General features: G+C 73.6%; 22 protein-coding genes and 1 other RNA gene. 3 read left to right on the forward strand and 20 right to left on the reverse strand.

Features of this window, described 5'->3' with window-relative positions:
- Positions 1 to 160: 160 nt before the first annotated feature.
- The 12 genes from ACIBW6_RS04860 to ACIBW6_RS04915 all read right to left on the reverse strand — a co-directional run bounded on the left by ACIBW6_RS04860 (position 161) and on the right by ACIBW6_RS04915 (position 14,990).
- On the reverse strand, positions 161 to 2,530 hold the full coding sequence (locus ACIBW6_RS04860) for a HelD family protein (RefSeq protein ID WP_399056720.1): 2,370 nt from the start codon (positions 2,528 to 2,530) through the stop codon (positions 161 to 163).
- A 92-nt stretch (positions 2,531 to 2,622) separates the two neighbouring features.
- Positions 2,623 to 3,432 (reverse strand): anti-sigma factor family protein, encoded by an 810-nt coding sequence (locus ACIBW6_RS04865; protein WP_399056722.1) that lies wholly within the window; start codon positions 3,430 to 3,432, stop codon positions 2,623 to 2,625.
- Positions 3,429 to 4,004: a sigma-70 family RNA polymerase sigma factor gene (locus ACIBW6_RS04870; RefSeq protein ID WP_365573088.1), complete on the reverse strand. Its 576-nt coding sequence runs from the start codon at positions 4,002 to 4,004 to the stop codon at positions 3,429 to 3,431. Before ACIBW6_RS04870 ends, ACIBW6_RS04865 begins: the two co-directional genes overlap by 4 nt.
- Before the next feature lie 116 nt (positions 4,005 to 4,120).
- Positions 4,121 to 4,729 (reverse strand): CGNR zinc finger domain-containing protein, encoded by a 609-nt coding sequence (locus ACIBW6_RS04875; protein ID WP_399056725.1) that lies wholly within the window; start codon positions 4,727 to 4,729, stop codon positions 4,121 to 4,123.
- A 53-nt stretch (positions 4,730 to 4,782) separates the two neighbouring features.
- The gene (locus ACIBW6_RS04880; protein ID WP_399056727.1) at positions 4,783 to 5,325 is read right to left on the reverse strand and encodes a GNAT family N-acetyltransferase; all 543 of its coding nucleotides are present in this window, start codon (positions 5,323 to 5,325) and stop codon (positions 4,783 to 4,785) included.
- Between the two features lie 69 nt (positions 5,326 to 5,394).
- Complete coding sequence (locus ACIBW6_RS04885; RefSeq protein ID WP_399056729.1) at positions 5,395 to 6,561, reverse strand: uroporphyrinogen-III synthase; 1,167 nt, start codon at positions 6,559 to 6,561, stop codon at positions 5,395 to 5,397.
- Positions 6,562 to 6,715: 154 nt separating this feature from the next.
- Entirely contained in the window at positions 6,716 to 8,077 is a 1,362-nt protein-coding gene (locus tag ACIBW6_RS04890; protein WP_399056731.1) for a nitrate/nitrite transporter, read from the reverse strand.
- Positions 8,078 to 8,223: 146 nt separating this feature from the next.
- Complete coding sequence (locus ACIBW6_RS04895) at positions 8,224 to 9,153, reverse strand: hypothetical protein (protein ID WP_399056733.1); 930 nt, start codon at positions 9,151 to 9,153, stop codon at positions 8,224 to 8,226.
- Positions 9,154 to 9,262: 109 nt separating this feature from the next.
- Positions 9,263 to 10,831, reverse strand: a complete 1,569-nt coding sequence (locus ACIBW6_RS04900) for an acyltransferase (protein WP_399056735.1) — start codon at positions 10,829 to 10,831, stop codon at positions 9,263 to 9,265.
- Complete coding sequence (locus ACIBW6_RS04905; protein WP_399056737.1) at positions 10,828 to 13,023, reverse strand: glycosyltransferase; 2,196 nt, start codon at positions 13,021 to 13,023, stop codon at positions 10,828 to 10,830. Before ACIBW6_RS04905 ends, ACIBW6_RS04900 begins: the two co-directional genes overlap by 4 nt.
- Positions 13,024 to 13,782, reverse strand: coding sequence for a hypothetical protein (locus tag ACIBW6_RS04910; RefSeq protein WP_399056739.1), 759 nt, complete (start codon positions 13,780 to 13,782; stop codon positions 13,024 to 13,026). It abuts the gene before it with no gap.
- 215 nt (positions 13,783 to 13,997) lie between these two features.
- Positions 13,998 to 14,990 carry a LysR family transcriptional regulator gene (locus tag ACIBW6_RS04915; RefSeq protein WP_399056741.1) on the reverse strand — a complete coding sequence of 331 codons (993 nt, stop codon included), beginning with the start codon at positions 14,988 to 14,990 and terminating at the stop codon, positions 13,998 to 14,000.
- An 84-nt stretch (positions 14,991 to 15,074) separates the two neighbouring features.
- Here ACIBW6_RS04915 and ACIBW6_RS04920 point away from each other — a divergent pair, with 84 nt between their 5' ends.
- The gene (locus ACIBW6_RS04920) at positions 15,075 to 16,409 is read left to right on the forward strand and encodes an MFS transporter (protein ID WP_399056743.1); all 1,335 of its coding nucleotides are present in this window, start codon (positions 15,075 to 15,077) and stop codon (positions 16,407 to 16,409) included.
- A gap of 4 nt (positions 16,410 to 16,413) precedes the next feature.
- On the opposite strand, the gene dacB is transcribed toward ACIBW6_RS04920, so the two are convergent.
- A complete protein-coding gene (gene dacB / locus ACIBW6_RS04925; RefSeq protein ID WP_399056745.1) occupies positions 16,414 to 18,039 on the reverse strand; it encodes a D-alanyl-D-alanine carboxypeptidase/D-alanyl-D-alanine-endopeptidase in 1,626 nt (541 codons plus the stop codon).
- Between the two features lie 29 nt (positions 18,040 to 18,068).
- On the reverse strand, positions 18,069 to 19,076 hold the full coding sequence (locus tag ACIBW6_RS04930; protein WP_399056747.1) for a PHB depolymerase family esterase: 1,008 nt from the start codon (positions 19,074 to 19,076) through the stop codon (positions 18,069 to 18,071).
- A gap of 307 nt (positions 19,077 to 19,383) precedes the next feature.
- Between ACIBW6_RS04930 and ACIBW6_RS04935 the strand changes: the two genes are divergently transcribed.
- Positions 19,384 to 20,802: a hypothetical protein gene (locus ACIBW6_RS04935; RefSeq protein ID WP_399056750.1), complete on the forward strand. Its 1,419-nt coding sequence runs from the start codon at positions 19,384 to 19,386 to the stop codon at positions 20,800 to 20,802.
- Positions 20,803 to 20,875: 73 nt separating this feature from the next.
- Here the strand turns inward: ACIBW6_RS04935 and ssrA are convergent.
- From ssrA to ftsE, 5 genes are all read right to left on the reverse strand, one after another.
- Positions 20,876 to 21,263, reverse strand: a transfer-messenger RNA (tmRNA) gene (gene ssrA / locus ACIBW6_RS04940).
- A 128-nt stretch (positions 21,264 to 21,391) separates the two neighbouring features.
- Positions 21,392 to 21,928 carry an SsrA-binding protein SmpB gene (smpB, locus tag ACIBW6_RS04945; protein ID WP_399057662.1) on the reverse strand — a complete coding sequence of 179 codons (537 nt, stop codon included), beginning with the start codon at positions 21,926 to 21,928 and terminating at the stop codon, positions 21,392 to 21,394.
- A 31-nt stretch (positions 21,929 to 21,959) separates the two neighbouring features.
- Complete coding sequence (locus ACIBW6_RS04950) at positions 21,960 to 23,129, reverse strand: S41 family peptidase (protein WP_399056752.1); 1,170 nt, start codon at positions 23,127 to 23,129, stop codon at positions 21,960 to 21,962.
- Between the two features lie 78 nt (positions 23,130 to 23,207).
- On the reverse strand, positions 23,208 to 24,125 hold the full coding sequence (gene ftsX, locus ACIBW6_RS04955; protein ID WP_399056754.1) for a permease-like cell division protein FtsX: 918 nt from the start codon (positions 24,123 to 24,125) through the stop codon (positions 23,208 to 23,210).
- A 72-nt stretch (positions 24,126 to 24,197) separates the two neighbouring features.
- Positions 24,198 to 24,887, reverse strand: a complete 690-nt coding sequence (gene ftsE / locus ACIBW6_RS04960) for a cell division ATP-binding protein FtsE (RefSeq protein ID WP_324767349.1) — start codon at positions 24,885 to 24,887, stop codon at positions 24,198 to 24,200.
- 351 nt (positions 24,888 to 25,238) lie between these two features.
- Here ftsE and ACIBW6_RS04965 point away from each other — a divergent pair, with 351 nt between their 5' ends.
- The gene (locus ACIBW6_RS04965; RefSeq protein WP_399056757.1) at positions 25,239 to 25,430 is read left to right on the forward strand and encodes a hypothetical protein; all 192 of its coding nucleotides are present in this window, start codon (positions 25,239 to 25,241) and stop codon (positions 25,428 to 25,430) included.
- A 209-nt stretch (positions 25,431 to 25,639) separates the two neighbouring features.
- On the opposite strand, the gene ACIBW6_RS04970 is transcribed toward ACIBW6_RS04965, so the two are convergent.
- A complete protein-coding gene (locus ACIBW6_RS04970) occupies positions 25,640 to 26,452 on the reverse strand; it encodes a hypothetical protein (protein WP_399056759.1) in 813 nt (270 codons plus the stop codon).
- Positions 26,453 to 26,567 lie beyond the last annotated feature (115 nt).

Raw genomic sequence — 26,567 nt, forward strand, 5'->3', positions numbered from 1 at the left:
GCGTTCATGACACCGGCCCGCCATGCTCGCCTCGCGGCAAGTGGTCCCTCTGAGGGACGAAGGTTGGGCCCGGGGGCTTGGATCGAGCCGGTGCCACTTCCCACGGTACTGCATTCTCCCGCGACACCCCAGACCCCGGCGGCGACCACCGGCACACGGGTCAGTCGCGCAGCAGGTCCGGCACTCCCTCGGCGTCCGGTTCGTCGCGCTCGGCGGAGACCACGGTGAGCTGCTGCGTGGCCCGGGTCAGGGCCACGTACAGCACCCGCAGGCCCGCCGGGGACTCGTCGGCGATCTCGGCCGGGGAGACCACCACGGTGGCGTCGTACTCCAGGCCCTTGGCCTCCAGCGAGCCGAGCGCGACCACCCGCTCGCCGAGCCCGTCGAGCCAGCGGGCCGCCTCCGCGCGCCGGTTCATCGCGACGACCACGCCGACCGTGCCGTCGACCCGGTCGAGCAGCCGGGCGGCCTCCTCCCGCACGGTGCTGCCGAGCCGGTCGCGGACCACGCTGAAGCGCGGCTCGACGCCGGTGGAGCGGACCGCCGACGGGGAGTCGGAGCCCGGCATCGCCAGCGCCAGCACCTTCGCGGCCAGCTCCGCGATCTCGGACGGGTTGCGGTAGTTGACGGTGAGCGTGAAGCGCCGGCGGGGGCGGCTGCCGAGCGCCTCGTCCCGGGCCTCGGCCGCCTCGTCCGGCGTCGACCAGGACGACTGGGCCGGGTCGCCGACCACCGTCCAGGTGGCGTGCCGGCCGCGGCGGCCGACCATGCGCCACTGCATCGGTGTGAGGTCCTGCGCCTCGTCCACGATCACGTGCGCGTACTCGGTCCGCTCCTGGGCGAGGCGCTCGGCACGCTCGCGCTGGGTCTCCTCGCGGCCCGGCATCAGCTCCTCCAGGCCGGTGAGCTGGTCCAGCGGGTCGTACTCGCGCTTCTTCCTCGGGCGGGCCGGGGCGCCGAGGACGGCGGTCAGCTCGTCGAGCAGGGCCACGTCGTGCACCGACAGCGTCTCGCGCCGCAGCGACCGGGCGACCTTGCGGATCTCGCCGGGGTTCAGGACCCGCCGGGCCCAGCGGCCCAGGCGCCGCTCGTCGGCCATCGCGGCCAGCACGGCGCGCGGCGTCAGCTCGGGCCACCACGCGTCCAGGAAGCGCTGGAAGTCGTCCTCGCCCGTGATGTCCTCGTCGAAGGAGGAGCGCAGCTCGGCGGCGAGCTCCGGGTCGGTGTGCCGGCTGCCCGCGCCCGACTGCTCCCACAGGGCGTCGAGCAGCAGCCTGCGGGCGCGCGGGCGCAGGTGGTTGACGGGCGCCGTGCCGCTCAGGGCGGCCTGGCGGACGCGGTTCAGTTGGCCGGACTCCAGCTCCAGGCGGCGGCCGAAGGCGACGACCCGCAGCCGGTCCGGGGTCCCGGCGGCGGCCGGGGCCTCCTCGTCGGGCTCCTCGCCGAACGCGAGCTGTTCCGCGGGGGCCGGGGCCGGACGGCCCGACTCCAGGGCCCCGCGGGCCGCCTTGCGCAGCACCTTCAGCATCCGCGACGAGCCCTTGACGCGGGCCACGGCCGGGCTGTCGTACTCGCTCGCCTCGGCGCCGTCGACCAGCGAGCCGACCGCGCGGATCGCGACCTGGCCCTCCTCGCCGAGCGAGGGCAGCACGCCCTCGGTGTAGGCGACCAGCAGGGGCGTGGGCGAGACGATGAGGATGCCGCCCGCGTACCGGCGGCGGTCCTGGTAGAGCAGGTAGGCGGCGCGGTGCAGGGCGACGGCCGTCTTGCCGGTGCCGGGGCCGCCCTCGACGTACGTCACGGACGCGGCGGGCGCCCGGATCACCTGGTCCTGCTCGGCCTGGATGGAGGCCACGATGTCGCGCATGGAGTGGCTGCGGGCCTGGCCGAGCGCGGCCATCAGCGCGCCGTCGCCGATCGCGGGGAGCCGCTCGCCGTCCAGGTAGGCGGTCAGCTCGGGGCGCATCAGGTCGTCCTCGACGCCGAGCACCCTGCGGCCCTTGGAGCGGATGACGCGGCGGCGCACGACACGGCCCGGGTCGACCGGCGTGGAGCGGTAGAACGGGGCGGCGGCCGGGGCGCGCCAGTCGATGACCAGCGGCGAGTAGTCCGCGTCCAGGACGCCGATGCGGCCGATGTGCAGCGTCTCGGCGATGTCGGCCGTGCGGTCCTCGCGCACCGCGCCATCGGCGGGTTCGACGGCCGTGTACGCGCCGTCCGGGCCCTTCTTGCCGTCCTTGCCCCGGAGCAGGTCGATGCGGCCGAAGAGGAAGTCCTCGAACTCGTTGTTGAGGCGGCTGAGGTGGACCCCCGCCCGGAACACCTGCGCGTCGCGCTCGGCGAGCGCGCCGGGCGTGCCGACCTGCCCCCGCTTCGCGGCGTCGTCCATCAGGAACTCCGCCTCGTGGATCTTCTCTTCCAAGCGGTGGTAGACGGCGTCGAGATGTTCCTGTTCGACACCGATCTCGCGGTCACGAACGGAGTCCGTATCCGAGTCCACCGCTGGATCCTGCTGAGCCTGAGCGGCCACCGGGCCCCCTTCTGACGTGCTGGGCAGCCGTCAAAAATACGCGACAGGGGGCCCCGGCGGCTACGTCCGCGACGGCGGGGCTCACCGGGTGCTCACGCGTTCACCTCCACGAGCCGCTTCCCGTCGAGCGTCTCCACCTCGAAACGGTCGATCTGGCCGCGGGTGAAGGCGGCGCCGCCGTGCACGTACAGCGGGTGCGTGGCGCTCTCGTGCGGGCTGGAGGCGATGCCGTAGCCCCACGCGGGGACGGCCCAGGTGGTCACCGTCTCGCGCTCGCCGTTCTTGCCGACGGCGACGAGGGAGCACTTCAGCGGCCCCTTGACGTTCTTCAGCTGCAGGACGGTGTGGGTGCCCCAGGCCTTCTTCTCCATGCCGATGGTCGCGCTGACCTTCGTCGTGGCGTCGGTGGCCTGCACCTTCTCGTCCATGTGGTGGAAGAAGGCGTCCTCGGCGGGGCTGGTGGGGTGCGGGTCCGCGACGTCCGCGGCGCCGCCGTCGCCGGTCGCCGCCAGCACCGACAGCGGGCCGCCGACGATGAGGACGGCGGCGGCCGCCACCAGGTACAGGCCCCGGCGGCGCCTGCGGGACCGGCCGCGGGCGACCTCGCCGGCCAGCGACCGGGCGAGGCGGGGGCTGGGCGCCGCCGCGAGGGACTCGCCGACGCGGCGCACCGCGGACGTGTCGCGCGCGTCCGGCAGGTCCGCGAGGGCCGCGAGCACCGGCTCCACCCCGGCGAACTCCTCCAGCCGCGCCGCGCAGTGCTCGCACGCCGCCAGATGGGCCTCGAAGGCGCTCGCCTCGGCGTCGTCGAGGATCCCCAGCGCATAGGCGCCGACTGTCTCGTGCACGTCCCCGGCCGGCTCGTGGCCGGACGGTCCGTACCCCCCGTACGCCGACGTCATGCCGTCACCCCCCGCTCCTCCAGCGCCAGCTTCATGGAACGCAGTGCGTAGAACACGCGGGAGCGCACCGTGCCGCTGGGGATGCCGAGCGTCTCGGCCGCCTCATTGACGGTACGCCCTTTGAAGTACGTCTCCACGAGTACTTCCCGGTGTGCGGGGGTCAGGTCCTCCAGGGCGTCGGAGAGGGTCATCAGCCACAGCGCCTTGTCGATCTCGTCCTCCGCGGGGATGACCTCCAGCGGTGACGCGTCGACCTCCTGCGGCCGGGCCTGCCGGCTGCGGTGGCCGTCGATGACGATCCGTCGGGCGACCGTCACCAGCCAGGGGCGTACCGAGCCGGTCGCCCGGTTGAGCTGACCGGCGTTCTTCCAGGCGCGGATGAGCGTCTCCTGCACGACGTCCTCCGCGCGCTGGCGGTCCCCGGCCACCAGGCGGAGCACGTAGGCGAGGAGCGGGCGCGCGTGCTCGGCGTAGAGCGCACGCATCAGCTCCTCGTCCGGCTCCGGGGGCCGGGACGCGCGATGTCGGGCCCGGGGAGGGCGTTCATCGGCCACGGCGGAATCCTTGCGCACGCCTACCTCCGGTGTCCCCAGTTCGGCGATCCGGCCGTCTCTTCTCGGCTGGGCTCACGGGTGGGATACGTACGCGAAGGGGCGCGTGTTCAAGGGGAGTTCGGCGGGCGGGCGGGTCAGGCTCTGGCGAGAGCCGCGCGGCGGCGGTGCCGGGCGACCCGCTCCCGGTTGCCGCAGATCTCGCTGGAGCACCAGCGGCGCCGGCGCCCGCGGGACGTGTCGAGGTAGATGATCGGGCAGTTGTCGCCCGCGCACTGGCGCAGGCAGCCCCGGGCGGCGGGGTCGGTGAGCAGGTCGACGACGTCCCGGGCGACGGCCGCGAGCAGGGCGGGGCAGCCCGGCTCCTCGTGCAGGGAGCGGACGAGGGCGCCGTCGCCCGCGCGGACGGCGCGGGGTGCGGGCGGGGCGGTGCGGGCAAGCAGGTTGACGCGGTCGAGGGCGGCGGGGGCGGGCCGGCCGGCCAGCTCGCCGCGGACCGACTGCCCGATGTGGCCGCGCAGTTCGCGGAAGGCCGCGAGCCAGGCGCCGGTGCAGGCGGGCAGCGCCGCGGGGCCGGGGACGAGCCCCGCGCCGACGAGCCAGGCGCGCAGCCGCTCCGGGGAGGTGAGGCGTTCGTCGGGGTGGGCGGTGGCGACCAGGTCCAGGCACAGGCGTCCGGAGTCGAACCGCAAGTCGTGCGGAGGACGGAGTGGGGGGAGGGTGGGTCCTGTGGGTACTGCTGCCATGCCCTCTACAGTGCCCGCCCCGGCGCGCCGCCGGAACCCCCGGTGCCGCGGGCTTACGAGGGGACGTGTGCGGGCGGCCCGTCGTGCAGGATCCGCTGGAACAGGACGTGGTCGCGCCACTCTCCGTCGATGTGCAGGAAGCGGGGGGCCAGGCCGTACTCGACGAAGCCGCTCTTGGTGAGCACCCGCTGGGACGCCTTGTTGTCCACGAGGGTGCCCGCCTCGACGCGGTGCAGGCCGAACTCGTCGCGGGCGGCGCGGCAGATCTCCGCCACGGTGGCGCTCACCAGGCCGCGCCCGGCGTATCCGGGGTCGACCCAGTACCCCAGGTTCGCGCTGCACAGGGGGCCGAGCACGATGCCGCTGAGCGCGGCGCGGCCCACGACACGGCCACCGGCCGCCGTGTCGAACAGCAGCCACATCGCGCCGCCCGGCTCGGCTATCCGCTCGGCCTGCGCCGCGGCGGTGTAGAAGTCCTCGCTGCGGTACGGCTCCCAGGTCCGCAGGTACGCGCGGTTGCGCAGCTGGGCGTCGGCGAGGGCCTGGGCGTCGGCGGCGACGGCCCGGCGCAGTTCGATGTCAGGGGTGATCAGCATGCGCGTACGGTACGCGCGGCCGGGCGGGGGCGGTTCGTGCGGTGGCGCCGTCGGGGGCGGGCGGCCGCCTCACTCGTCCGCGTACTTCGCGTCGGCCGACGCCGGGTCGAGGGCCAGCCGGTACCCCCGCTTGACCACCGTCTGGATCAGCTTCGGCGCCCCGAGCGCCACCCTGAGCCGGGCCATCGCCGTCTCCACGGCGTGCTCGTCGCTGCCCGCGCCGGGCAGGGCGCGCAGCAGGTCCGCGCGGGACACCACCCAGCCGGGCCGCCGGGCGAGGGAACGCAGCAGCGACATGCCGGCGGGCGGCACGGGGCGCAGCTCCCCGTCGACGACGACGGCGTGCCCGCGCAGCTCGACACGGTGCCCGGCCACCGGCAACGTCCGCGCGCGGGCGGGCAGTTCACGGCAGAGCAGCTGCACCAGCGGGCCGAGCCGGAACCGCTCCGGCTGCGCCGTCGCCACCCCGTGCGCCTGGAGCGGCAGCGCCGTCACCGGGCCCACGCAGGCCGGGACCACGTCGTGCTCCATCGCCGCGAGCAGCCCGGGCAGCAGGCCGCGCTCCCGCGCCCGGTCGAGCAGGGACGCGGCCGCGGGCGCCGAGGTGAAGGTCAGCGCGTCCACGCCCCGCGCCACCGTCGCGTCCAGGAGCCGGTCCACCGGCGCGATGTCCTCCGGCGGCATCCACCGGTACACCGGCACGCCCACCACCTCGGCCCCGGCCTCGCGCAGCGCCTCCACGAAACCGGGCAACGGCTCGCCGTGCAGCTGGACCGCGACCCGCCGGTCCTGGACCCCTTCGGAGAGCAGCCGCTCCAGCACCTCGGCCATCGACTCCGACGCGGGCGACCACTCCTCCGTCAGCCCGGCCGCGCGGACCGCGCCCTTCACCTTGGGGCCGCGGGCGAGGAGCTCCACCCCGCGCAACCGGGCGACCAGCGCCTCCCCGAGGCCCCAGCCGTCGGCGGCCTCGACCCAGCCGCGGAAACCGATCGCGGTCGTCGCCACCACGACGTCGGGCGCGTGGTCGATCAGTTCCTTGGTGGCGGCGAGGAGTTCGCTGTCGTCGGCGAGCGGCACGATCCGCAGCGCGGGCGCGTGCAGCACCGTGGCACCGCGCCGCTCCAGCAGCGCGATCAGTTCGTCGGCGCGGCGCGCGGCGGTCACCCCCACGGTGAACCCCGCGAGCGGGCCGTGCGGCTGCGCGGCCCCGGGGGCCTGCTGTTCGTCGTCCATGCTGCTTCTCGTCCCGCTCGACGGTCGTCCCGTGCACTGGTGTGCCGCTCGGTGCTGCTGCTCGTCCGCTGCTGTCCTGCCGGGGTCCGAGCCTGTCAACACAGCGTGACAGACCCGGATCCGGGTGATTGCGGGCGTGTTACGGGCCCGTTCCTCACACGTCGGCGTAGCTGAGCTGCGGCTTCGCCCCGGCGCTCGGCGCGGCCACGGAACGCGCGGCGCTCCGGCGAAGGTATACGGCCCACGTCACCGCGAAGCACACCGCATAGAAGGCGAGGAAGGAGACGAAGGCCCCGGTGCCGGTCCCGGCCGTCTGGAAGGACTGGCGGAACGCGAGGTTGATGCCGAGCCCGCCGAGCGCCCCGACCGCCCCGATCAGCCCCATGGAGGCGCCCGACAGACGCCGCCCGTACGCGGCCGCCGCCTCTCCGGTGAGGCCGGTCCCCCGCGCCTTGGCCAGGAAGATGCCGGGGATCATCTTGTACGTGGAGCCGTTGCCGAGGCCGCTCAGCACGAACACGACGATGAACGCGCTCGTGAACAGGGCGAGGGACTCCCGGACCGAGGCGAGGATCACCACGGCGGTCGCCGCGCCCATCGCCACGAAGTTCCACAGGGTGATGCGGGCCCCGCCGAACCGGTCCGCGAGCCGCCCGCCGACCGGCCGGATCAGCGAGCCGAGCAGCGGCCCGATGAAGGTGACCCCGGCCGCCTGGAGCGGCGTGCGGCCGAACTGGGTCTGCAGGACGAGGCCGAACGCGAACGAGTAGCCGATGAACGAGCCGAACGTACCGACGTACAGGAACGCCATGATCCAGGTGTGGGCGTCCTTGACGGCGTCCCACGCGGCGCCGGTGTCGTTCTTCACCGTCGCGAGGTTGTCCATGAACAGGGCCGCGCACAGCGCCGAGAGCAGGACCAGCGGGATGTAGAGGCCCAGCAGGACGCGCGGGCCGCCGCCCAGGCCGATGACGGTGAGCGCGGCGAGCTGGATGACGGGGACGCCGATGTTGCCGCCGCCCGCGTTCAGGCCGAGCGCCCAGCCTTTCTTGTGCATCGGGAAGAAGGAGTTGATGTTCGTCATGGAGGAGGCGAAGTTGCCGCCGCCGACGCCGGTGAGCGCCGCGCACAGCAGGAACGTGCCGTACGAGGTCCCGGGCTCCATCACGGCGAACGCGACGACCGTCGGCACCAGCAGCATGCTCGCCGAGACGACCGTCCAGGTGCGGCCGCCGAACACGGCGACGGCGAAGGTGTAGGGGACGCGGGCGAACGCGCCGACGAGCGTGGCCATCGAAACGAGGAAGAACTTGCCCGCGGGGTCGATGCCGTACTCGGGACCCATGAACAGGACCATGACCGACCACAGCGTCCACACGGAGAAGCCGATGTGCTCGGACAGGACGGAGAAGACGAGGTTGCGCCGGGCGACCCGGGCGCCCGTCTCCGCCCAGAACTCGCTGTCCTCGGGGTCCCACCGCTCGACCCACTCACGGGTCCGGCTCCGGCCTGCCATTCACGCCTCCAGGATCGCGGTTGCTGCCTGACGCGACCGACGGTAGGCAGGCCGGATTTCCGGACTGTGGCGGGCGATGACCCCGGGGGAACGTTGCTCTCACCCGGCGCGGGGGCGGGCCGTGAGGCGCGGCGCCGCGGAACGGCTCAGGTGGCGCCGCGACCTGACCGGGGCAGCTTGACCGAACCGCCCTTGTCCCAGGTGAGGGTGACGATGCCGGAGGCCTGGGTGAGGTTGGCGGCGAACACCTCGTCCCCGGTGTCCTGGCCGACGCAGGAGACGGCGATCCGGAAGCCCGTCCCGTGCTCGGTCTGGCCGATGCCGCTGCAGATGCCCTTACCGGCCGAGTCGATGTAGGAGACGCTGTACTTCCCCTTGGCGCTGCCCGAGGCGATCTTGGCGCCGACGGTGAGGGTCTGCGCCTTCTCGTTCTGCCACTGGCCCTGGTAGCCGGTGGACCCGGCCGGCCGCTCGGCGGGCCCCTGGTCGTCGGCGTACGGGTCATCGGATGCGGTATCGGACGCGTCGCCGGACGGCTCGGGCGACGGGGGCAGCACGGGGCTCGGCAGCTCCGACTCGCTCGGGTCCTGGCCCACGCTCCCCGTGGCGACGACGCTGCTCCGCCCGGCCAGCGGCTCGTCCCCGCCGTTGTCACCGCTCGTGGCCAGCAGGACGCCGCCGCCCGCGAGCGCCGCGACGACCACGACCGCGACGGCGATCAGCACGGCCCGCTTCTTGCCACCGCCCGGCCCCGGCCCCTGCCCCGGCCCTGGCTGGAACGGGCCCTGGGGCGGCGGGAACTGACCGTACTGCTGCTGCCCGTACGCGGGCTGCGGGGTGGTGGGCGCGCTCGCGTACGGGTTGTCGGAGCCGTAGGGGCCCGGGGGTTGCTGCGGGGCGCCGTACGGGCCTGGGGAGGGCGGCGGGGTGCCGTACGGGCCGGGGGCGCCGTAGGGCCCGGCGGGCGGCTGCTGTGGCTGCGGATGCGGTGGTTGCTGCTGCGCGTGGGGCGGTGGCGGCTGCTGCGGCGGCCCGCCGTACCCGTACCCCTGGCCGTCCTGCGGCGGCTGCGTCATGCCTGTCCCCGTCCCCGTGGAACCATGCGGCCCGCGCCGCACGGTCCGCCCAAGTCAACCCGCGGGGCCCCGGGGAGACAACCCCCGCCCGGGCCGGGCGGACGGCGCGTCAGTGGCGTACGCGTTCCCCTCGTCCCACTCGTCCCCCTCGTCCCCTTCTCTTTCTCTGCCGGCCGTCCGGCCACAGCCGGGGCGGGCGCCCGGCGGCCAGGTCCTCGATCCAGCCCACCCCCACGATCGCGAGCGCGACCAGCGGCCACACGAGGACGAACGTCCAGAACTCGTAGGTCGTGTCGAGGGCCGAGTTCAGCGTCTCGTTCATGAAGGGGAACGCGTAGCACATGTCGACCACCGGGAAGGTCGCCATGATCAGCAGGTTGTGCCAGAGATAGATGGTCACGGCGCGGTTGTTGGCGAGCGTGACCGGCCGGTCCCAGCGCGCCAGGCGCCCCGGCAACCGCTGCCAGGAGGGCGCGTACTGGAGCAGGATCACGACGAACCCGAGGGACCAGGCGGCCTGCGCGAGCGGGATCTCGTTCAGGTCCCAGCCCTCGTCGGTGAGGTGGCCCGAGGCCCACCACAGGCCGAAGGCCATGACGAGCGCGGCGCCGGAGACCGCCAGGTACCGCGGGACCCTGGCGAGCACCCCGTCGTGGTGGGCGAAGCCCAGCACCCAGCAGCTGCCGAAGACGGCGAAGTCGACGACCGTGTCACCGGCCCGGCCGGGGATCTCCACCAGGCCCGTGCCGACGACGGCGGTGAGGGCGAGCGGCGCGAGCAGCGTCGCCCACGGCACCTTGCGGAACGCCCACAGCAGCAGCGGGGAGGCGAGGACGAACCAGAGGTAGGCGCGCAGGTACCAGAGCGGCCCGATGCCCTGCTCGGCCCAGCTGCTCTCCAGGAAGCCCGGCGGGTTCGCGATCTCCCAGGGGAAGGAGGGCGCCCCGACGGGCACGACGTAGTCGACGAGGCTGAGCCAGCCCCACAAGCCGCCGCTGTCCGGGTCCTCGTACGGGTTCCAGCCGCCGGCGAACAGCAGCGGCAGGGCGAGCGCGCTGAACGCCCACAGCGGGGGCAGCAGCCGTCGCACGCGCGCGCGGATCACGCCCGGCGCGGGGCGGCCGAGGGAGCGGGCCATCAGCGAGCCGGCGAGCGCGAACATCACGCCCATGGACGGGAAGAGCACGCTCAGCCACGCCCACCCGAAGAGGTGGTAGAGGACGACGCGGAAGAGGGCGAGGGAGCGCAGCAGGTCGAGGTAGCGGTCCCGGCCCGGCTTCCCGGGGGCGGCCGCGGCGGACGGCTCCGGGTCCGGCTGCGCGGGCACGGTCGCGGCCGGGGCCGCGTGGGCCGGGTTCGCGGCCGGGGCCGCGTGGGCCGGGTTCGCGGCCGGGGCCGCGTGGGCCGGGTTCGCGGCCGGGGCCGCGTGGGCCGGGTCCGGGGCCGGGGCCGCGTGGGCCGGGTTCGGGGCCGGCGGTACGAGAGCGGTGCTCTCCGTGCGGTGCGGCACCTCCGCGACGGACGCGGCGGCCTGCGCGGACGGGTGCGGCCAGGCGGACGTGCCGGGCCCGGCGGAGGCGGCCGGCCAGGCGGGGCCGCCGGACCGGTGGTCCTCGTGCGCGGGCGGCCCTGCGGCGCGCCCGGCACCCCGTACGGGGTCGTCGTGGGGCTGGGTCATGCGACCGGCCTCCTGTCGTCGTCGGCGACCGAAGCGGCCCGCTGCCGCGGCACTCCGGGCGCCCCGCCGGGGGCCGAGCCCAGCGCGCCCGTGCGGCGCAGCTTCTGCCAGCGCAGCCGGCCCCCGGTGAGAGCGGTGATCCAGGACTGGAGCAGGACCACGTACATCAGCTGCCGGTAGAGGATCTGCTGGAGCGGGAGGGAGATGAGGTGCGTCATGCGTTCCTTGTCGAGCCGGAAGGCGTACGCCGCGCAGACCGCCTGGACGGCGAGCACGCCGAGCCAGGCCACCACCGTCTTCTGGGTGGGGCCGAACACCACCCCGTACAGCAGGAAGATGTCGATCAAGGGTGCCAGCAGCGGGGCGAGCACCATGAACAGGCTGACCAGGGGCAGTCCGACGCGGCCGAAGCGGCCGGAGGGGCCGCGCTCGACCAGCGCGCGGCGGTGCTTCCAGATGGCCTGCATGGTCCCGTACGACCAGCGGTAGCGCTGCGACCAGAGCTGCTGCACGGACTCGGGGGCCTCGGTCCACGCGCGGGCCTTCTCCGCGTAGACCACGCGCCAGCCGTCGCGGTGCAGCGCCATGGTGACGTCGGTGTCCTCGGCGAGGGTGTCGTCGCTCATGCCGCCGATCCGCTCCAGGGCCGTACGGCGGAAGGCGCCCACGGCCCCCGGGATCGTCGGCATGCAGCGCAGGACGTCGTACATGCGGCGGTCGAGGTTGAAGCCCATCACGTACTCGATGTGCTGCCAGGCACCGATCAGCGAGTCGCGGTTGCCCACCTTCGCGTTGCCCGCGACGGCGCCCACGCGCGGGTCGCCGAACGGCTGGACCAGTTCGCGCACGGTGGCGGGCTCGAAGACGGTGTCGCCGTCCATCATCACGACGAGGTCGTGGCGGGCGTTGGCCAGGCCCCGGTTGAGGGCGGCGGGCTTGCCCGCGTTGTGCTGGCGCACCACGCGCACGTCCGGCAGCCGCAGCTCCTCCACGAGGCGGGCGGTGCCGTCGGTGGAGCCGTCGTCGACGACGATCACCTCGACGGGGTGCTCCCCCGCCGTCAGGGAACGGACGGTGTTCTCGATGCACTTCGCTTCGTTGTACGCCGGTACGAGCACCGACACCGGCTCGGTGACGGGCGGCCCCCAGGCGAAGCCGCGGCGCCGCACCCGGCGGGCGTGGAGCACGGAGAGCAGCAGCATGAGGCCGAACCGGCCCAGGACCAGGACGCCGATGACGGCGAGCCCGGCGACCATGACGCCCGTGAGGTGCTCCGAGGCCTGGACGGCGTAGACCCAGGCGCGGCCCTTCCACAGCTCCACGCCGGTGACGGGGGTGTGCGCGCCGGGCATGCCGAGGGCCTCGGTCAGGTTCTCGAACCGGTAGCCGTCCTTCTGGAGCCGGGGCAGGAACCGGTCGAGCGCGGCGACGGTCTGGGCGCGGTTCCCGCCCGAGTCGTGCATCAGGACGATGGCGCCCTCGCCGTCGCGCGGGGTGGCGCGGCGGATGATCTCGTCGACGCCGGGGCGCTTCCAGTCCTCGCTGTCAGTGTCGTTGACGACCGTGATGTAGCCGCGCGAGCCGATGTACCGCGTCACGGGCCACGACTTGTCGTCCATGGCGTCGGCGAACGAGGAGTACGGCGGGCGGAACAGGGAGGTGCGCACGCCCGCCGCGCCCTCCAGCGCCAGCTGGCTCTGCGACAGCTCCCAGTCGATGCGCCGCGTCGACTGGTACGACAGGTCGGGGTGGTTGAAGGTGTGCAGGCCCACCTCGTGGCCCTCGGCGACCATGCGCCGCACCAGGTCCGGGTGGCGCGAGGTCATGGTGCCGGTGACGAAGAAGACGGCGTGCGCGTGGTGCTTCTTCAGGACGTCGAGGACCTTGGGGGTCCACTCCGGGTCGGGCCCGTCGTCGAAGGTGAGGACGAGCTCGTGCCGGTCGATGGAGCGGCTGCTCTCCCGGCCGCCCCGGGTGTCGATGACGGGGCCGCCGTCGAGGATCTCGTCGGGGACGTGCCGGGTGGCCGCCTCGGGCCGGACGCGGTGGTCGGCGAGGATCTCGCTGTGCACGTAGCCGCGCAGCATCAGCATGCCCAGCACGGCGGCGAGCAGCAGCGACGGCAGCAGGTAGCGCAGGGGCAGGCGCCGCCGTCGGGCACGCGCCTTGCGGGGACGGGAGCGGTGGGGCATCTACAGGACGCTGCTTTCCAGGGACACGGCGGGAAGCGCCGACCGGGCGCCCCCGAGGACCCGGCCGACGACCGTGCCGAGCACGGGGCCCGCGGCGGTGGTGTCGGTGCCGCCGGCCACGGGGTCGGGCGACGGCTGGCCGGACGGGTCGGCCGGCGGCGGGCTGGAGCCGGTGGACGGCTGCCCGGACGGGTCGGCCGGCGGCTTGGGAACCGCCGGTGTCGTCGGCGGCGCGGCGGGCCCGGTCGGCTTGACCGCGCCGGGCCTGCCGGGCTTGCCGGGCTTGCCGGGCGCGGTGCTGCCGGTGCCCGCGGTGGTGCCGGGGGTGCGGTCCTGGCCTGCGCGCTCCGGGCCCGGGGTGGGCGTCCCGCCGCGGGCCCGGGCGGCCTCTGCGCCGGACGCGGAGCCGGAGGCGCCCGGGTCCGGGGCGCCGCCGGGCTCGGTCGGCGCCGGAGCCGTGTCGGCGGGCGTCAGCGGCTTGGTGTCGACCTGGCCGGCGCGGCCGTCGGGCATGGGCAGCCAGGGCGCGGCCGAGTTCCCCGAGAGCAGGGTGATCGCGATGACCACCGCGTAGACGGCGCAGGCCACGCCCATCAGTACGCCGACGCGCCGGAAGGTGCGGCCGCGCCGTCCCGAGTCGTCGACGAAGACGGGGACCTCCTTGGCCCCGCCCCTGCCCCCGGGCTTCCCGGCCCGGGCCGCCGCGCCCGCCGCGGCTCCGCCCAACCTGCGGCCCGCGCCGTCCAGTTGGACCGTCACTTCATTGGGATCATGGGTCTGTCCCGGCAGGACATCTTCTCGCCAGTTCTCCACGGTACGCACATCCCCCCAGGGACACGTTCAAGGGTGCGCGCGCGAGAACCGGGGAACCCGCCGGCGGGACCGGGCCCCCACCCGGTCCTGACGCCCCGGGACCGCACGGTCCCCGGGCAGCCACGAATGCTGCGCACGCGAGTGACACTCGCGTGCGCCAGTCAATCGCGGCTGCTCATGACGAGGGCGTCAGCGGCCGGCAACCACCCGTTCGGGGGACGGTTCAACCATCCGTTCTCCTCCGCGAGCGCGGCGGCGGCCTCGCGCAGCGCGGCAATTCCTGGGTGTTCGCGCCCTTTTCGCCACACCAGGGACACGGGCGACAGCGGTACCGGGTCGACGAGCGGCCGCAGCACCGAGCCGGGCATGGCCGGAAAGTCCACACCGGTCAGGACCGGATTGCGGTACTTCGCCATGATGCGCCGGAACTCCTCCTCGCCGACGGCGAGCGGCGCCGCCGGGGCGATCCCGATCCCGCGCCCCGCGAACAGCCGCCGGGCCAGGTCGGTCCACTCGGGGGTCCGCGGGTTGCCGGCGCCCGCGTACACCTTCTCCCCCGCGAGCCGGTCGAGCGGCACGGCGTCGAGGGCGGCCAGCGGATGCTCCTCGGGGAGCACGACGGCCATCGGCTCGTAGCGCACGGGCTGCTGGGCGAGCCGCTCCCGCACGGCCGGGTCGAGCCCCGCGAACCGGCCGAAGGAGACGTCGATCCGTCCGGCGAGGAGCTCGGCGGCGGCATAGGTCAGACCGCTCTCGTAGCGGGCCATCAGCTCGTGGTCCGGCGCGAGTGCGCGGGCCCGCGCGAGGACGCGCTCGTGGACCAGGCCGGGGCTGTTGACGTCGACGAGCAGCGGTTCACCGGTGGGTGCGGGTCCGCGGAACGCGGCGAGCAGTTCGTCCTGCGCCTCCATCGCGCGCCGCGCGTAGGGCAGCAGCCGTGCGCCGTCCGCGGTGAGGGTGACCTGCCGGGTGGTGCGGCCGAACAGCTCGGCGCCCAACTCCCGCTCCAGGCGCCGGATGTCCCGGCTGAGCGCCTGCTGCGCCACGTAGAGCCGGGCGGCGGCCCGCGTGAAGTGCAGCTCGTCGGCGACGGCGAGGAAGGCGCGCAGCAGGCGCGGGTCGATGCCGGGGGAGCCGGGTGCGGGGATCGCCATCGGGGGAACTTACAACACGGGTGCGTGAATGGGCGCGGAGTAGGTGTTGGACCGCGCGCCCGCCCTGCCGCGAGGCTCTCTTCCATGCCGGAAACGACCACACCCCCGGGGCCACCAGCGCCCGCCGCGCCGACGCTCCCGCCGGGCACGACCGCCCCCGCCGCGCCGACGCTCCCGCCGGACACGACCGCCCCCGCCGCACCGAAACCGCCCCGCACCTCCCCCTACGCCCGTCTGTTCGCCCTTCCCGGGGCGCGTGCCTTCACCCTGGGGAACCTCATAGCCCGTTTCCCGCAGGGGATGTTCAGCATCAGCGCGGTCATCATGATCTCCGGTGGCCGGGGCTCGTACGCGCTCGCCGGTGCCGTCACCGCGACGGGTCTGGTGGCCAACGCGGTGGTCGGGCCGTGGACCGCCCGGCTCGTCGACCGCCACGGCCAGGCCCGGATCGCCGTCCCGGCCGCCCTCGTCTCCGCGTGCGGCTCGCTCGCCCTGCTGCTCTGCGTACACCTCGGCACCCCGGACTGGACCCTGTTCGCCGCCTACCTGGCGACCGCGGCCACCCCCAACACGGGCGGCATGTCCCGGGCCCGCTGGGCCCACCTCCTCCAGGGGGACGCCAAGGCACTGCACACCGCGAACTCCTTCGAGCAGGCGGCGGACGAGCTGTGTTACATGCTCGGCCCGGTGGTGGCCGCCTTCTTGTGCGGATCGCTGTTCCCGGAGGCGGGCACGCTGGTCAGCGTCGTGCTCATGGTGACGGGCATGCTGGTCTTCGCCGCGCAGCGCGGCACGGAACCGCCGCCCCGCGCACGGACGGAGGCGACCAGATCACCGCTGCGCGCGCGGGGCATGCCCCCGCTGCTGATCGCCTTCCTCGCGCTGGGAGCGGTCTTCGGCTCACTGGAGGTCGGCACGGTGGCCTTCGCGGACGCGCAGGGCCACAAGGTGTGGGCGGGCGCCGTCCTGGCGCTCCAGGCAGCGGGTTCGTGCGCGGCGGGTCTCGTCTACGGAGCGACGAAGCCGTCAGGCCCTGCCGGGCGGCGGCACGTGCTCTGCGTCGCGGCGACGGCCGCCCTGATGACGCTGCCGCTGCTCGCCGCCGCCGTCACCGGATCGCTCTGGGCGCTCGCCGGGGCGCTGCTGATCGCCGGGATGGCGACCGCCCCGACGATGGTGACCGGCATGACGCTCATCCAACGTCGCACCCCGCCGGGCCAGTTGAACGAGGGTATGACGCTCGCCGTGACCGGCCTGCTCGGCGGGATCGCGCTCGGCTCGGCGACGGGCGGCGCCGCGGTGGAGCACTGGGGCCCCACGACGGCGTACGCGGTACCGGCCGCCGCGGCGGCGACGGCGCTGCTGCTGTCGCTCTACGGCTACGCCCGGCGCCCGGACCGCGGCGCCGGGCCGGCGTGACCGGTCAGCAGGTGGCGGGCTTGCGCCAGGAGCACTCCAGCTCCCCGTCCCGCTCCACGGCGGGCACGGCGCGGGCGGCCTGCGGAGCGACGGGCGCCGCCGGAGCGCCTTCGGCGGTCGACTTCGCGAGGGTCACGACGATGGCGTCCTCCAGCGGCTTCACCGAGTCGACCAGGTAGTTGTTCTGCACGATGCTGTAGACCAGCTCGCGCCCGCCGGCGTCCGTCACGTACCCCGACAGCGCGCTCGCCCCGGTCAACGACCCGGTCTTTCCACGGGCGTTGAGCGCGGCCGGAGTCCCGCACATCCGGGACCGCAGCGTCCCGCCGGTGAACCGGTCCGGGTCGCAGGCCAGCGGCAGCGCCGCGCGCCAGTCGGCGTACCAGGGTTCGTGGCGCACGGCGAGCAGCAGATCGGCGAGCTGCCGCGCGGCGAAGTTGTCCTTGCGCGACAGCCCCGAGCCGTCGACCTGCCGCACCTTGCCGGCGTCGACGCCTGCGCCCTTCAGGTAGGCGGCGATGGCGGCGACCCCGTCGCCCCAGCTGCCCGGCCTGCCGGTGGCCCGGTGGCCCATGGCCTTGGTCAGCGCCTCGGCGTGCATGTTGTTGGACAGCTTCAGGAACGGGACGAGCAAATCCTTCAGCGGCATGGAGTCGTGCGCGGCGAGCGTCCTGGCCCGCGCCGGGGCGGCCCGGCCCAGTCGGGTGGCGCCGCTCACCCGTACACCGTGCGCGGTGAGCGCGGCGCGGAAGACGGCCGCCGCGTACCCGGTCGGCTCCCAGACGGTGACCCACTCCTTGGTGGTGTCCCCGCCGGCCGGGACCGTGCCGCTGACGGTGATGGTGTTGGTCCCGTGCCGCCGCTCCACGGCGACGGTGTCCCCGGTCCCGGCGGCGCCGGTGCGTGCCCGCACGTCGAGGTGGACGTAGTCCGTCGGGGGTGTGACGCGCACGACGGGCTTCTCCCCCGCGGTGCGGCCCGGCGCGACCTCGACGATGACGGTCCCGGTGTCGTAGTCGGTGTCGGGGGCCACGCTGAGCGCGGAGATCTGGGCGGCGTAGTACGAGGACTCGTCGTCGGCGCCCCAGGTGTCCCCCTGGCGGTGGTCGTCGAAGCGCGTGTCGTCGGCGACGAGCCGCCCGTCGACCTCGCGCACCCCGGCGGCGGCGACCCGGGCGGCGAGCCGGTCGTAGTCGGCGGCGAGGGTGGTGGGGTCGCCGGTCCCGCGCAGGTACAGGTCGCCGTGGAGGACCCCGCCGCGGGTGCGGCCGTCGGCCAGCACGTCGGTGGTGAACCGGTGGCCGGGGCCGAGCAGGGCCATCGCCGCGGCGGACGTGGCGAGCTTGGTGTTGGAGGCGGGCACGAGCCGCCCGGTCGGGTCGTGCTGGTAGAGGGTCTCGCCGTCGGTGGCGTCGGCGACGACGACACTGGCCGCGCCGCCCTCGGCCCGCGGGTCGCCGAGGATGGTGTCGATGGCCTCGGCGAGCCCGCCGGGGGCGGTGCCGGCCCCGGCGGGGGCGCTCCACGTGAGGGTGGCGGCGGCCACCCCCACGACAGCGGGCCAGACCCATCTCCTCCACGTCCGAGGGGAGTCGAAGCCGTGCCCTGCGGGTCCCTCAGGTCTCCTCATGCCACAGGAGGATCCCGGACCCGCGCCGCTCAGCCAAGACCCCACGAGTGGCCGAGGACATAGGCGGCGCACACGTTCACGTCGAGGATGTACGCGCCCGCGGTCCCGCACTGCGTGGCGCCGCTCCCCGGGTCGACGGGCTGGCCGTGGCCCATGCCGGTGATGCTGTACGTCTCCACGGCCGGGGCGCCGGTGGCGTCGCGGAAGACCTGGTGCGGGTAGCCGGCGACGGTGTCGCTGATGTCGGCGCCCTGGTCGGCGCCGCGCACGTCGGTCCACTGCTCGACCAGGTCGCTCATGTTGACGGGCTTCACCGTGTAGTCGGCGCTGCCCTGGAAGACGGTGAGCCGGGGCCAGGGCCCCGTGTACCCGGGCCGCGCGGCGCGTACCCGGTCGCCCCACTGTCCGGGGGTCTGGGTGGCGCCGACGTACATGCAGACGTACGGCGACGCGGCGGCCTGCGCGCATCCGTAGGGCAGCCCGGCGACGACGCCCCCGGCGGCGAACTTCTCGGGGTAGGCGGCCATCATCACGGCCGTCATGCCGCCACCGGCGCTGAGCCCGGTCACGTAGACCCGGGCGGCGTCCCCGCCCGCGTCGGCGAGCTGTTTGTCGGCCATCTGCGCGACGGAGGCCGCCTCGCCCCGGCCGCGCTCGATGTCACCGGCCTGGAACCAGTTGAGGCAGGAGTTGAGGTTGTTGGCCGGGGTCTGCTGGGGCAGCACGAGCGAGAACCCCCACCGGTCGGCGAGCGCGGTCCAGCCGCCGCCGGTGCCGTACCCGGCGGCGTTCTGCGTACAGCCGTGCAGGGCGACGACGACGGGCCGCCCGGCGGGCAGCCCCGCGGGAACGTACCGGTACATCTTCAGGGCGCCCGGATTCGCCCCGAACCCGGTGACTTCCTGGACGGCGGCGAGGGCGCGCGGGGCGGGGGCGGCCTGCGCGGTGGCGGCTTGCGCGGGGGCGGGGAGGACGAGGTACACCACGAGGGCGAGACCGGCGAGGACGAGTGCGGCTGGGCCGCGAGTGCGTGTCATGGGGAGCGAAGCTAGGGCGGCCCCCGGAGCCCCGATATGGGCCGGGCCCACACAACGGTGGGGGGCGGGCTGTGGGGAAGCGACGGTGCGACACCCCCGGAATTCCTTTCAGGCCGAAACCGCCCTTTCGCACTTCGGCATCCACCCGTTCGGCTCGATTTCAATGGCCGGAAATAGCGGCGTCGCACCTATTGCCACGTCAATAGAATTCCAGGTGCGCAGGTAAACCGGTCACGGGGGGGAATCCATCAATCCGGTTATTCGTTCACCGCTGCCCGTTCTGCATCGCGCGGCACTCTGGGTTCCGATGGTCGTCGGATTCGGCCTCGGGATGACGCGGATCTCGGCTCCTTCGCCGTGGACCGACGAGATCGTCACCATGGACGTGGCGCACCGGACGTGGCCGCAGCTGTTCACGCTGCTGGGGCAGGTGGACGCGGTGCACGGGCTGCACTACCTCCTGATGCACCTGGTGGGGCAGGTCGCCGGGGTCAGCGCGGTCACGATGCGGCTGCCCTCGGCGCTCGCCGTCGCCGTCGCGGCCGCGTCCCTCGCCTGGGTGGGGAAGCTGCTGGCGGGTCCGCGCCTCGGGCTGGCCGCCGGACTGCTGCTCGCCGTCATGCCGACCGCGTCGCGGTACGGGCAGGAGGCGCGCTCGTTCGCCTTCGTCATGGCGGTCGCCGTCCTGGCCACCGGGGCGCTGGTGAAGATCCTCCAGGGCGGTTCCGGCCCCCGGTGGCTCGCCGCCTACGCCGTGCTGATCGCCCTGCTGGGCTGGTTCAACGTGCTGGGGCTGCTCCTGGCGGCCGCCCACTGCGTCACCGTGGTGGTGCGACGGCCGCCCCGGCGCGTGGTCGTGCGGCTGCTGCCCGCTCTCGCGGCGGGCACCGCAGCCGTCATCCCGCTACTGGTGCTCGGCTACTCCCAGCACGCAGCCCTCGGCGACATCCCGCCGGTCACCAGCGGCACGCCCTACACCTTCCTGACCTGGCTGCTCACCCCCGGCCAGGGCACCCTGCCCGGCTCCCTGAAGCTGCTGCTCACCCCGGCCGCCCTGCTCGCCCTCACCGTCCTGGTGATCCGGCGGCGCACGGCTCCGCCGCTCGCCCTCGCCGTCGGCGCGCCCTGGCTGCTCGTCCCGCCGCTGCTGCTTCTGGGCGCCTCGCTCGGCCAGCCCCTGTTCGCCTACCGCTATCTCCTGTTCTGCCTCCCGGCCCTGGCGCTGCTGCTCGCGGCGGCGGGGGCCGTTCTGCCGCGACCGGGCCGGGTCGCGCTCGGGCTCCTGCTGGCCGTCCCGTTCGCCGCGTCCCACGTCGCCATCCGCCAGCAGGACAGCCGCTCCTGGGACACCAGCGCCGTGATCGCCACGGTGCGCGAGCGCGCGGTGCCCGGGGACGGGGTCCTCTTCAGCGGCGGCCGGTGCGGCCTGATGGCCTCCGCGTATCCGGAGGCGTTCGCCGGCCTGGAAGACCTGGGCACGACCCGGAGCGCCGCCGAGCACGGCACGCTCGACGCCGTCGCGGTCGACGAGGCACTCCTGCGCCGGCGCCTCACGGACGCGCCCCGCGTCTGGCACATCGACTGCCGGTACCTCTCCGCCGACGCCCGCAGGGCGGGCGCCCGCACCGCCGCGGTGCAGAAACGTGCCCTCGCCGGGGCCGGAGGGCTGTCCCCGGCCTTCCACCGCGCGGTCCGCGGCGTGGAGATCACCCTCTACCGGCGCTGAACCGGCCACCGGACAGAGAGAACAAAAAGCCCCTGACCCGGCGCGGTACGCGCGGGTCAGGGGCTACATGGGGTGGTGGAGATGGCGGGAATCGAACCCGCGTCCAACGGTGCAGCAGCAGGGCTTCTCCGTGTGCAGTTCGCTGCGATTTTCTCGGCCCCGGCGATCACGCGAACAAGTCGCCGACGGGCCCAGTCACTGTTTGATTTCCCATCGGACCCCGTGACCGGGCCCGATGGTTTAGTTCCCTAGATTATGCCAGGATCCGGGTCGGGAACACTCCCGGGCTGACACCCTTTTAGGGTCCTTCAGTCGCTGTTATCAGGCAGCGAGGGCGAAGGACTGGGAATCGCTCTTGGAATTGGCGATTATTGGTTGCGACATATGGTTTACGAGATCATTGCCGCTTCCTCGACACGCTTCACCTGCTTCGACATCCGCTGTCGAAACCGATCATCCCCATGTTGTTTTTTCAAGTGGGCCTTGCGGCCCGGCGCTCCCGCGTGAGGAGCAGTACCCATCGTACGTGACCAACGCGGGTCGGTGCCAGCGTATTCCTGTGCGGCACCGCGGCGCCCGTCGCGCCAGGTCAGCGCTCCCGCGCCCGCTGGCGCCGCTTCGCCGCCGCGATGGCGCGGTCCGAGTCCCGCCGGTCCTGCTGCTCGCGCAGCGTCTGCCGCTTGTCGTACTCCTTCTTGCCCTTGGCGAGCGCGATCTCGGCCTTGGCTCGGCCGTCCTTGAAGTAGATCGCGAGGGTCACGATGGTGTGCCCGGACTCCTGCGCCTTCGACTCCAGCTTGTCGATCTCCTCGCGGTGCAGCAGGAGCTTGCGCTTGCGGCGCACCGCGTGGTTGGTCCACGTGCCCTGGCTGTACTCGGGGATGTGGGCGTTGTGCAGCCACGCCTCGTCCCCGTCGATCTGGACGAAGGCGTCGGCCAGGGACGCGCGTCCCTGGCGCAGCGACTTGACCTCCGTGCCGGTCAGCACGATGCCGGCCTCGTAGGTGTCGATGAGCGTGTAGTCGTGCCGCGCCTTCTTGTTCTGCGCGACGATCTTGCGCTTGCCGTCCTTCTTGGACGCGTCCCCCTTGCCCTGCTTGGGCTGGGACTCCTTCGGTACGTACATTCCCTTGGCCATAGTGCTGGCCATTTTCGCACTACGAGGGGGTGCCGAGGCCACTCAATACTGTCTCGGCCCGCTGCCGGGCGTCGTCCTCGGCCACCAGGTCGGGGGTGATGCCCCGGCCGTCGACGCCCTGCCCGGAGGGGGTGCGGTAGTGCCCGACGGTCAGCTCCGCGACGGAGCCGCCGGGCAGCCGGCTCGGCATCTGGACCGAACCCTTGCCGAAGGTCCTGGTGCCCACGACGACCGCGCGGCCGCGGTCCTGGAGGGCGCCGGTGAGCAGCTCGGCCGCGCTCATCGTCCCGCCGTCGACCAGCACGACCACCGGCCGGGCGGTGTCGGCGCCGCGCTCGGCGTGCAGGGCGCGCTGCGCACCGCGCACGTCGTACGTCGCCACGAGCCCGCCGTCCAGGAACGCCGAGGCCGCGCCGACCGCCTCGGTGACCAGGCCGCCGGAGTTGCCGCGCAGGTCGAGGAGGATGCCCGCGCGCGCGGGGGCCTCGCGCACCGCCCGGCGCACCTGGGCGCCGGAGCCCTTGGTGAAGGCGCTGACCTTCACCAGCAGGGCGCCGGTGACGAGCCGTGTCGTGGTGACGGAGTCGGTGGACAGCTGGGCGCGGCGCAGCGTCCGGCTCCACGCGCGCGTGCCGCGCTCAAGACCGACCCGGACGGGGCTGCCGGCGTGCTCGCCACGCAGCAGGCCGAGGACCTCGGTGACGGGACGGCCGGTGACCTTGCGGCCGTCCACGGCCGCGATGCGGTCGCCCTCACGGATGCCGGCGAGCTGGGCCGGCGAGTGCGAGCGGACCCGGGTGACCTGGACGTCGCCGTCGGCGGAGCGCCGCGCCCACAGGCCGACGCCGGTGTACTCGCCGTCGAGGGCCTGCTCGAACTCCTCGTACTCGCCCTGCGAGTAGACCGCGCCCCAGCGGTCCCCGCTGCGGCTGACGGCCTCCTCGGCGGCGAGCGTCGGGGACTTGCCGTCCTCCACGGCCCGGGCCGCGGCTTCGGTGGGATCGTCGGACGGCGCCTCGCGCGGGGCGGCCGCCCGGACCGGTCCGGTGGCGGGATCGGGGTCCTCGTCGGGCCAGGAGCCGGTCGCGGTACCGGCCGCGAGGACGCCGGCGAAGACCAATGTCAGGGAGGCCCCGCGGCCGAGGCGGCGCAGCGAGGCGAGCACGGAGAGCGGATCCGGGCCTGACATGTCGGTGAGTCTAGGACAACGCCGGGCGCCGTACGGGAGGTTGACCCGCTCGGCGCCCCGCGACTCCGGGGACTCTTGTCACACCTTCAGGTACTTGCGCAACGCGACGAACGCGGCCAGAGCGGGCATCAGGACACTGACCGCGAGGATGAGCGGGAGCTTCGTGAGGACCGCGTCCCAGCCGATGAAGTTGATCAGCTGGAGCTTGTCGGAGAGCGCGACGCCGTTGTCGATGACGAAGTACTGGCCGGCGGCGAGGAAGACGCAGGCGATGCCGCCGCCGATCAGTCCGGCGACCGCGGCCTCCATGATGAACGGCGCCTGGATGTAGAACCCGGACGCGCCGACGAGCCGCATGATCCCGGTCTCCCGGCGCCGGCTGAACGCGGAGACGCGCACGGTGTTCACGATCAGCAGCAGCGCCACGATGAGCATCACCAGCATCACGGCCCCGGCCGCGTAGTTGAGGTACCCGAGCAGCCGGAAGAGGTTGTCGAGCACGCCCTTCTGGTCCTGCACGGACTGCACGCCGGGCCGCCCGTTGAACGCGGTGGCGATGACCTCGTACTTCTCCGGGTCCTTCAGCTTGATCCGGTACGACTCCTGCAGCTGGTCCGGGGTGAGGGAGCTGGCCAGCGGGGAGTCGCCGAACTGCTCCTTGTAGTGCTTGTACGCCTGGTCCTGGGACTCGTAGGCGACCTTCTGGACGACGTCCATCTTGGCGAGGTCGTCCTGGATCTGCTTCTTCTGCTCCGCGGTGACCGGGCCCTTGGCACAGTTCGGGTCGGACTCCGAATCCCCCTTGTTGCACAGGAAGATGGAGACGTTGACCTTGTCGTACCAGAACCCCTTCATCTGGTTGACCTGGTCGCTCATGAGCAGCGAGCCGCCGAACAGGGCGAGCGAGAGGGCCACCGAGATGATGACGGCGAAGGTCATCGTGAGATTGCGGCGCAGGCCGACACCGATCTCCGACAGAACGAATTGGGCACGCATGACGCTGACTGAGCCTTTCGCAGCTTCTCTCTCGGTACTTCTTGGTCCGGTACTTTCGCAGTCCGGTACTTCTCAGTGCTGGTAGCCGTAGACGCCGCGCGCCTGGTCACGCACGAGACGGCCCTTCTCCAGCTCGATGACGCGCTTGCGCATCTGGTCCACGATGTTCTGGTCGTGGGTGGCCATCACGACCGTGGTGCCCGTGCGGTTGATGCGGTCGAGCAGCTTCATGATGCCGACCGAGGTCTGCGGGTCGAGGTTGCCCGTGGGCTCGTCCGCGATCAGGAGCTTGGGCCGGTTGACGAAGGCGCGGGCGATGGCCACGCGCTGCTGCTCACCACCGGACAGCTCGCCCGGCATCCGCTCCTCCTTGCCGCCGAGGCCGACGAGGTCCAGGACCTGGGGCACCGCCTTGCGGATCTCGCCGCGGCCCTTGCCGATGACCTCCTGCGCGAACGCGACGTTCTCGCCGACGGTCTTGTTGGGCAGCAGCCGGAAGTCCTGGAAGACCGTGCCGAGCTGGCGGCGGATCTGCGGGACCTTCCAGTTGGAGACGCGGGCGAGGTCCTTGCCCAGGACGTGCACCTGGCCGTGGCTGCACCGCTCCTCACGCAGGATCAGCCGCAGGAACGTCGACTTGCCGGAGCCGGACGAGCCGACCAGGAAGACGAATTCGCCGCGCTCGACCTCCAGGGAGACATCCCTGAGGGCGGGCCGGGTCTGCTTCGGATAGACCTTGGAGACGTTGTCGAATCGGATCACGGATGCGCCTCGGGCGTCGGGGGCGTCGGGGTGGGGGGCTCGGGCGAGGCACCCCCTCGGTGAGCGTGACCATACGCGAACCGGCACAGGGAGCGCAGGCGCCGTCCCCGCTTGTGCGTTTTGTCCCGGTGCGCGGTGCCGCGCGTGCCGTTTTTGTCCGCCCCGTGGCTGGTCCGTGGCTGGTCCGTGGCTGGTCAGGGCCCGTCCTGTGGGCGGGCCGCGCCGAAAATACGGGAAGCTGGCACAGTGGAGGGGGAACGGTTGCGTGTCCCGGAGCGTTGAGCGGAGAGAACCAGTGGGAATCTGGCAGACGTTTCCGTCGGCTCCGCCGCGCGTGAGGAGGACCAGCGCATGACCTATGACCGGTTGGTGTGCGCGAACTGCGCGGCGCCCGTGAGCGAGGGCCGCTGTCCGGTGTGCCGGGCGAACCGCGAGCGGCTCCAGCAGCAGAGCCCGTTCGCCGGGCTGAACCCGATGACGTTGATCGCGCTGGTGGCCGTGCTGGTGGCGGCGGTGGCGCTCCTCGCCCACCAGACGGTCTGACCTGGCCGACCTGTCTTGCCCGTCTTGCCCGTCTGACCTGTCTTGCCCGTGGGGCCTGTCTGGCCCGTGGGGCCTGTCTGGCCGGTGAGGCCTGTCCGACCTGCGGATCGCCGTCGGTCACGCGGCCCGGCCGAGCACCGGGAAGGGCCCGGAGCCGAGTGGCTCCGGGCCCTTCCGTGTGCGCGGTGCGACCGACCCGCGCCGGGGTGTTACGCGGCAGCGCCGCGGTTGCCCGCGAGGCGCGGCAGGAACCGGAAGCCCACGCCGCCCGCGATCATGGTCGCGGCGCCGATCAGCAGGATCGTGGTGCCGTCGGCACCGGTCTCGGCCAGCTCGCCGCCCTTGCCCTGGGCAGCGGTCTGCTCGGCCGGCGTGGAGCCGGTGTCCTGCAGGCTGTCCTTGCCCTGGCCCTGCTCGACGGGGTTGTTGTTGCCGTCGGGGTTGGTGTTGTCGCCGCCGGTGGTGGAACCTCCGGTGGACGAGCCGCCGCCGTTCTGGCTGCCGCCGTTGCCGTTGCCGCCGGTCTGGCTGCCGCCGTTGCCGTTGCCCCCGTTCTGGGAGCCGCCGTTCTCGGAGCCGCCGTTCTGGGAGCCGCCGTTCTGGCTGCCGCCGTTCTCCGACCCGCCGTTCTCCGACCCGCCGTTCTCCGACCCGCCGTTCTCGGCGCCACCGTTCTCGGCGCCACCGTTCTCGGCGCCACCGTTCTCGGCGCCACCGTTCTCGGCGCCACCGTTCTCGGCGCCACCGTTCTCGGCGCCGCCGTTCTCGGCGCCGCCGTTCTCCGACCCGCCGTTCTCGGCGCCACCGTCGACGCAGACGTCAGGCGGGCAGGGGTCGTCGTCGTCCGCGCCGAGGCTCGCGCTGAGACCGTCGGAACCGGCGTGCACATCAGCACCGAGCCCGAGGATGCCGATGTTCACATCGGCGGCGGAAGCGGCACCCGCGGCGGTCAGCGACGCGCCGGCGGCGATCACCGCACCGGCGGCTATCCGCGCTACACGGATCCGCGTCTTCTTGGTCATCTGTCTGCTACCCCCAGTAGCCAATCGTGAATGGAGCAGCGCCCGGGACGGCGTTCAAAGGGGGGCAGCAGACGTCGTGTTCGACCCGGCCCCCGTTCACACGCGTCCCACGGAT

It is taken from the genome of Streptomyces sp. NPDC049813, from assembly GCF_044465085.1.
In the GTDB taxonomy this organism is placed as follows: domain Bacteria; phylum Actinomycetota; class Actinomycetes; order Streptomycetales; family Streptomycetaceae; genus Streptomyces.

Bases quoted from the DNA above. Each gene is read 5' to 3' on its own strand.
- dacB (WP_399056745.1), bottom strand. From the start codon at position 18,039: ATGAGGAGACCTGAGGGACCCGCAGGGCACGGCTTCGACTCCCCTCGG.
- ACIBW6_RS04905 (WP_399056737.1), bottom strand. From the start codon at position 13,023: ATGCCCCACCGCTCCCGTCCCCGCAAGGCGCGTGCCCGACGGCGGCGC.
- ACIBW6_RS04965 (WP_399056757.1), top strand. From the start codon at position 25,239: ATGACCTATGACCGGTTGGTGTGCGCGAACTGCGCGGCGCCCGTGAGC.
- ACIBW6_RS04900 (WP_399056735.1), bottom strand. From the start codon at position 10,831: ATGACCCAGCCCCACGACGACCCCGTACGGGGTGCCGGGCGCGCCGCA.
- ACIBW6_RS04915 (WP_399056741.1), bottom strand. From the start codon at position 14,990: ATGGCGATCCCCGCACCCGGCTCCCCCGGCATCGACCCGCGCCTGCTG.
- ACIBW6_RS04895 (WP_399056733.1), bottom strand. From the start codon at position 9,153: ATGACGCAGCCGCCGCAGGACGGCCAGGGGTACGGGTACGGCGGGCCG.
- smpB (WP_399057662.1), bottom strand. From the start codon at position 21,928: ATGTACGTACCGAAGGAGTCCCAGCCCAAGCAGGGCAAGGGGGACGCG.
- ACIBW6_RS04935 (WP_399056750.1), top strand. From the start codon at position 19,384: ATGGTCGTCGGATTCGGCCTCGGGATGACGCGGATCTCGGCTCCTTCG.
- ACIBW6_RS04890 (WP_399056731.1), bottom strand. From the start codon at position 8,077: ATGGCAGGCCGGAGCCGGACCCGTGAGTGGGTCGAGCGGTGGGACCCC.
- ACIBW6_RS04920 (WP_399056743.1), top strand. From the start codon at position 15,075: ATGCCGGAAACGACCACACCCCCGGGGCCACCAGCGCCCGCCGCGCCG.
- ACIBW6_RS04930 (WP_399056747.1), bottom strand. From the start codon at position 19,076: ATGACACGCACTCGCGGCCCAGCCGCACTCGTCCTCGCCGGTCTCGCC.
- ACIBW6_RS04875 (WP_399056725.1), bottom strand. From the start codon at position 4,729: ATGGCAGCAGTACCCACAGGACCCACCCTCCCCCCACTCCGTCCTCCG.
- ACIBW6_RS04950 (WP_399056752.1), bottom strand. From the start codon at position 23,129: ATGTCAGGCCCGGATCCGCTCTCCGTGCTCGCCTCGCTGCGCCGCCTC.
- ACIBW6_RS04865 (WP_399056722.1), bottom strand. From the start codon at position 3,432: ATGACGTCGGCGTACGGGGGGTACGGACCGTCCGGCCACGAGCCGGCC.
- ACIBW6_RS04970 (WP_399056759.1), bottom strand. From the start codon at position 26,452: ATGACCAAGAAGACGCGGATCCGTGTAGCGCGGATAGCCGCCGGTGCG.
- ACIBW6_RS04880 (WP_399056727.1), bottom strand. From the start codon at position 5,325: ATGCTGATCACCCCTGACATCGAACTGCGCCGGGCCGTCGCCGCCGAC.
- ACIBW6_RS04885 (WP_399056729.1), bottom strand. From the start codon at position 6,561: ATGGACGACGAACAGCAGGCCCCCGGGGCCGCGCAGCCGCACGGCCCG.
- ftsX (WP_399056754.1), bottom strand. From the start codon at position 24,125: ATGCGTGCCCAATTCGTTCTGTCGGAGATCGGTGTCGGCCTGCGCCGC.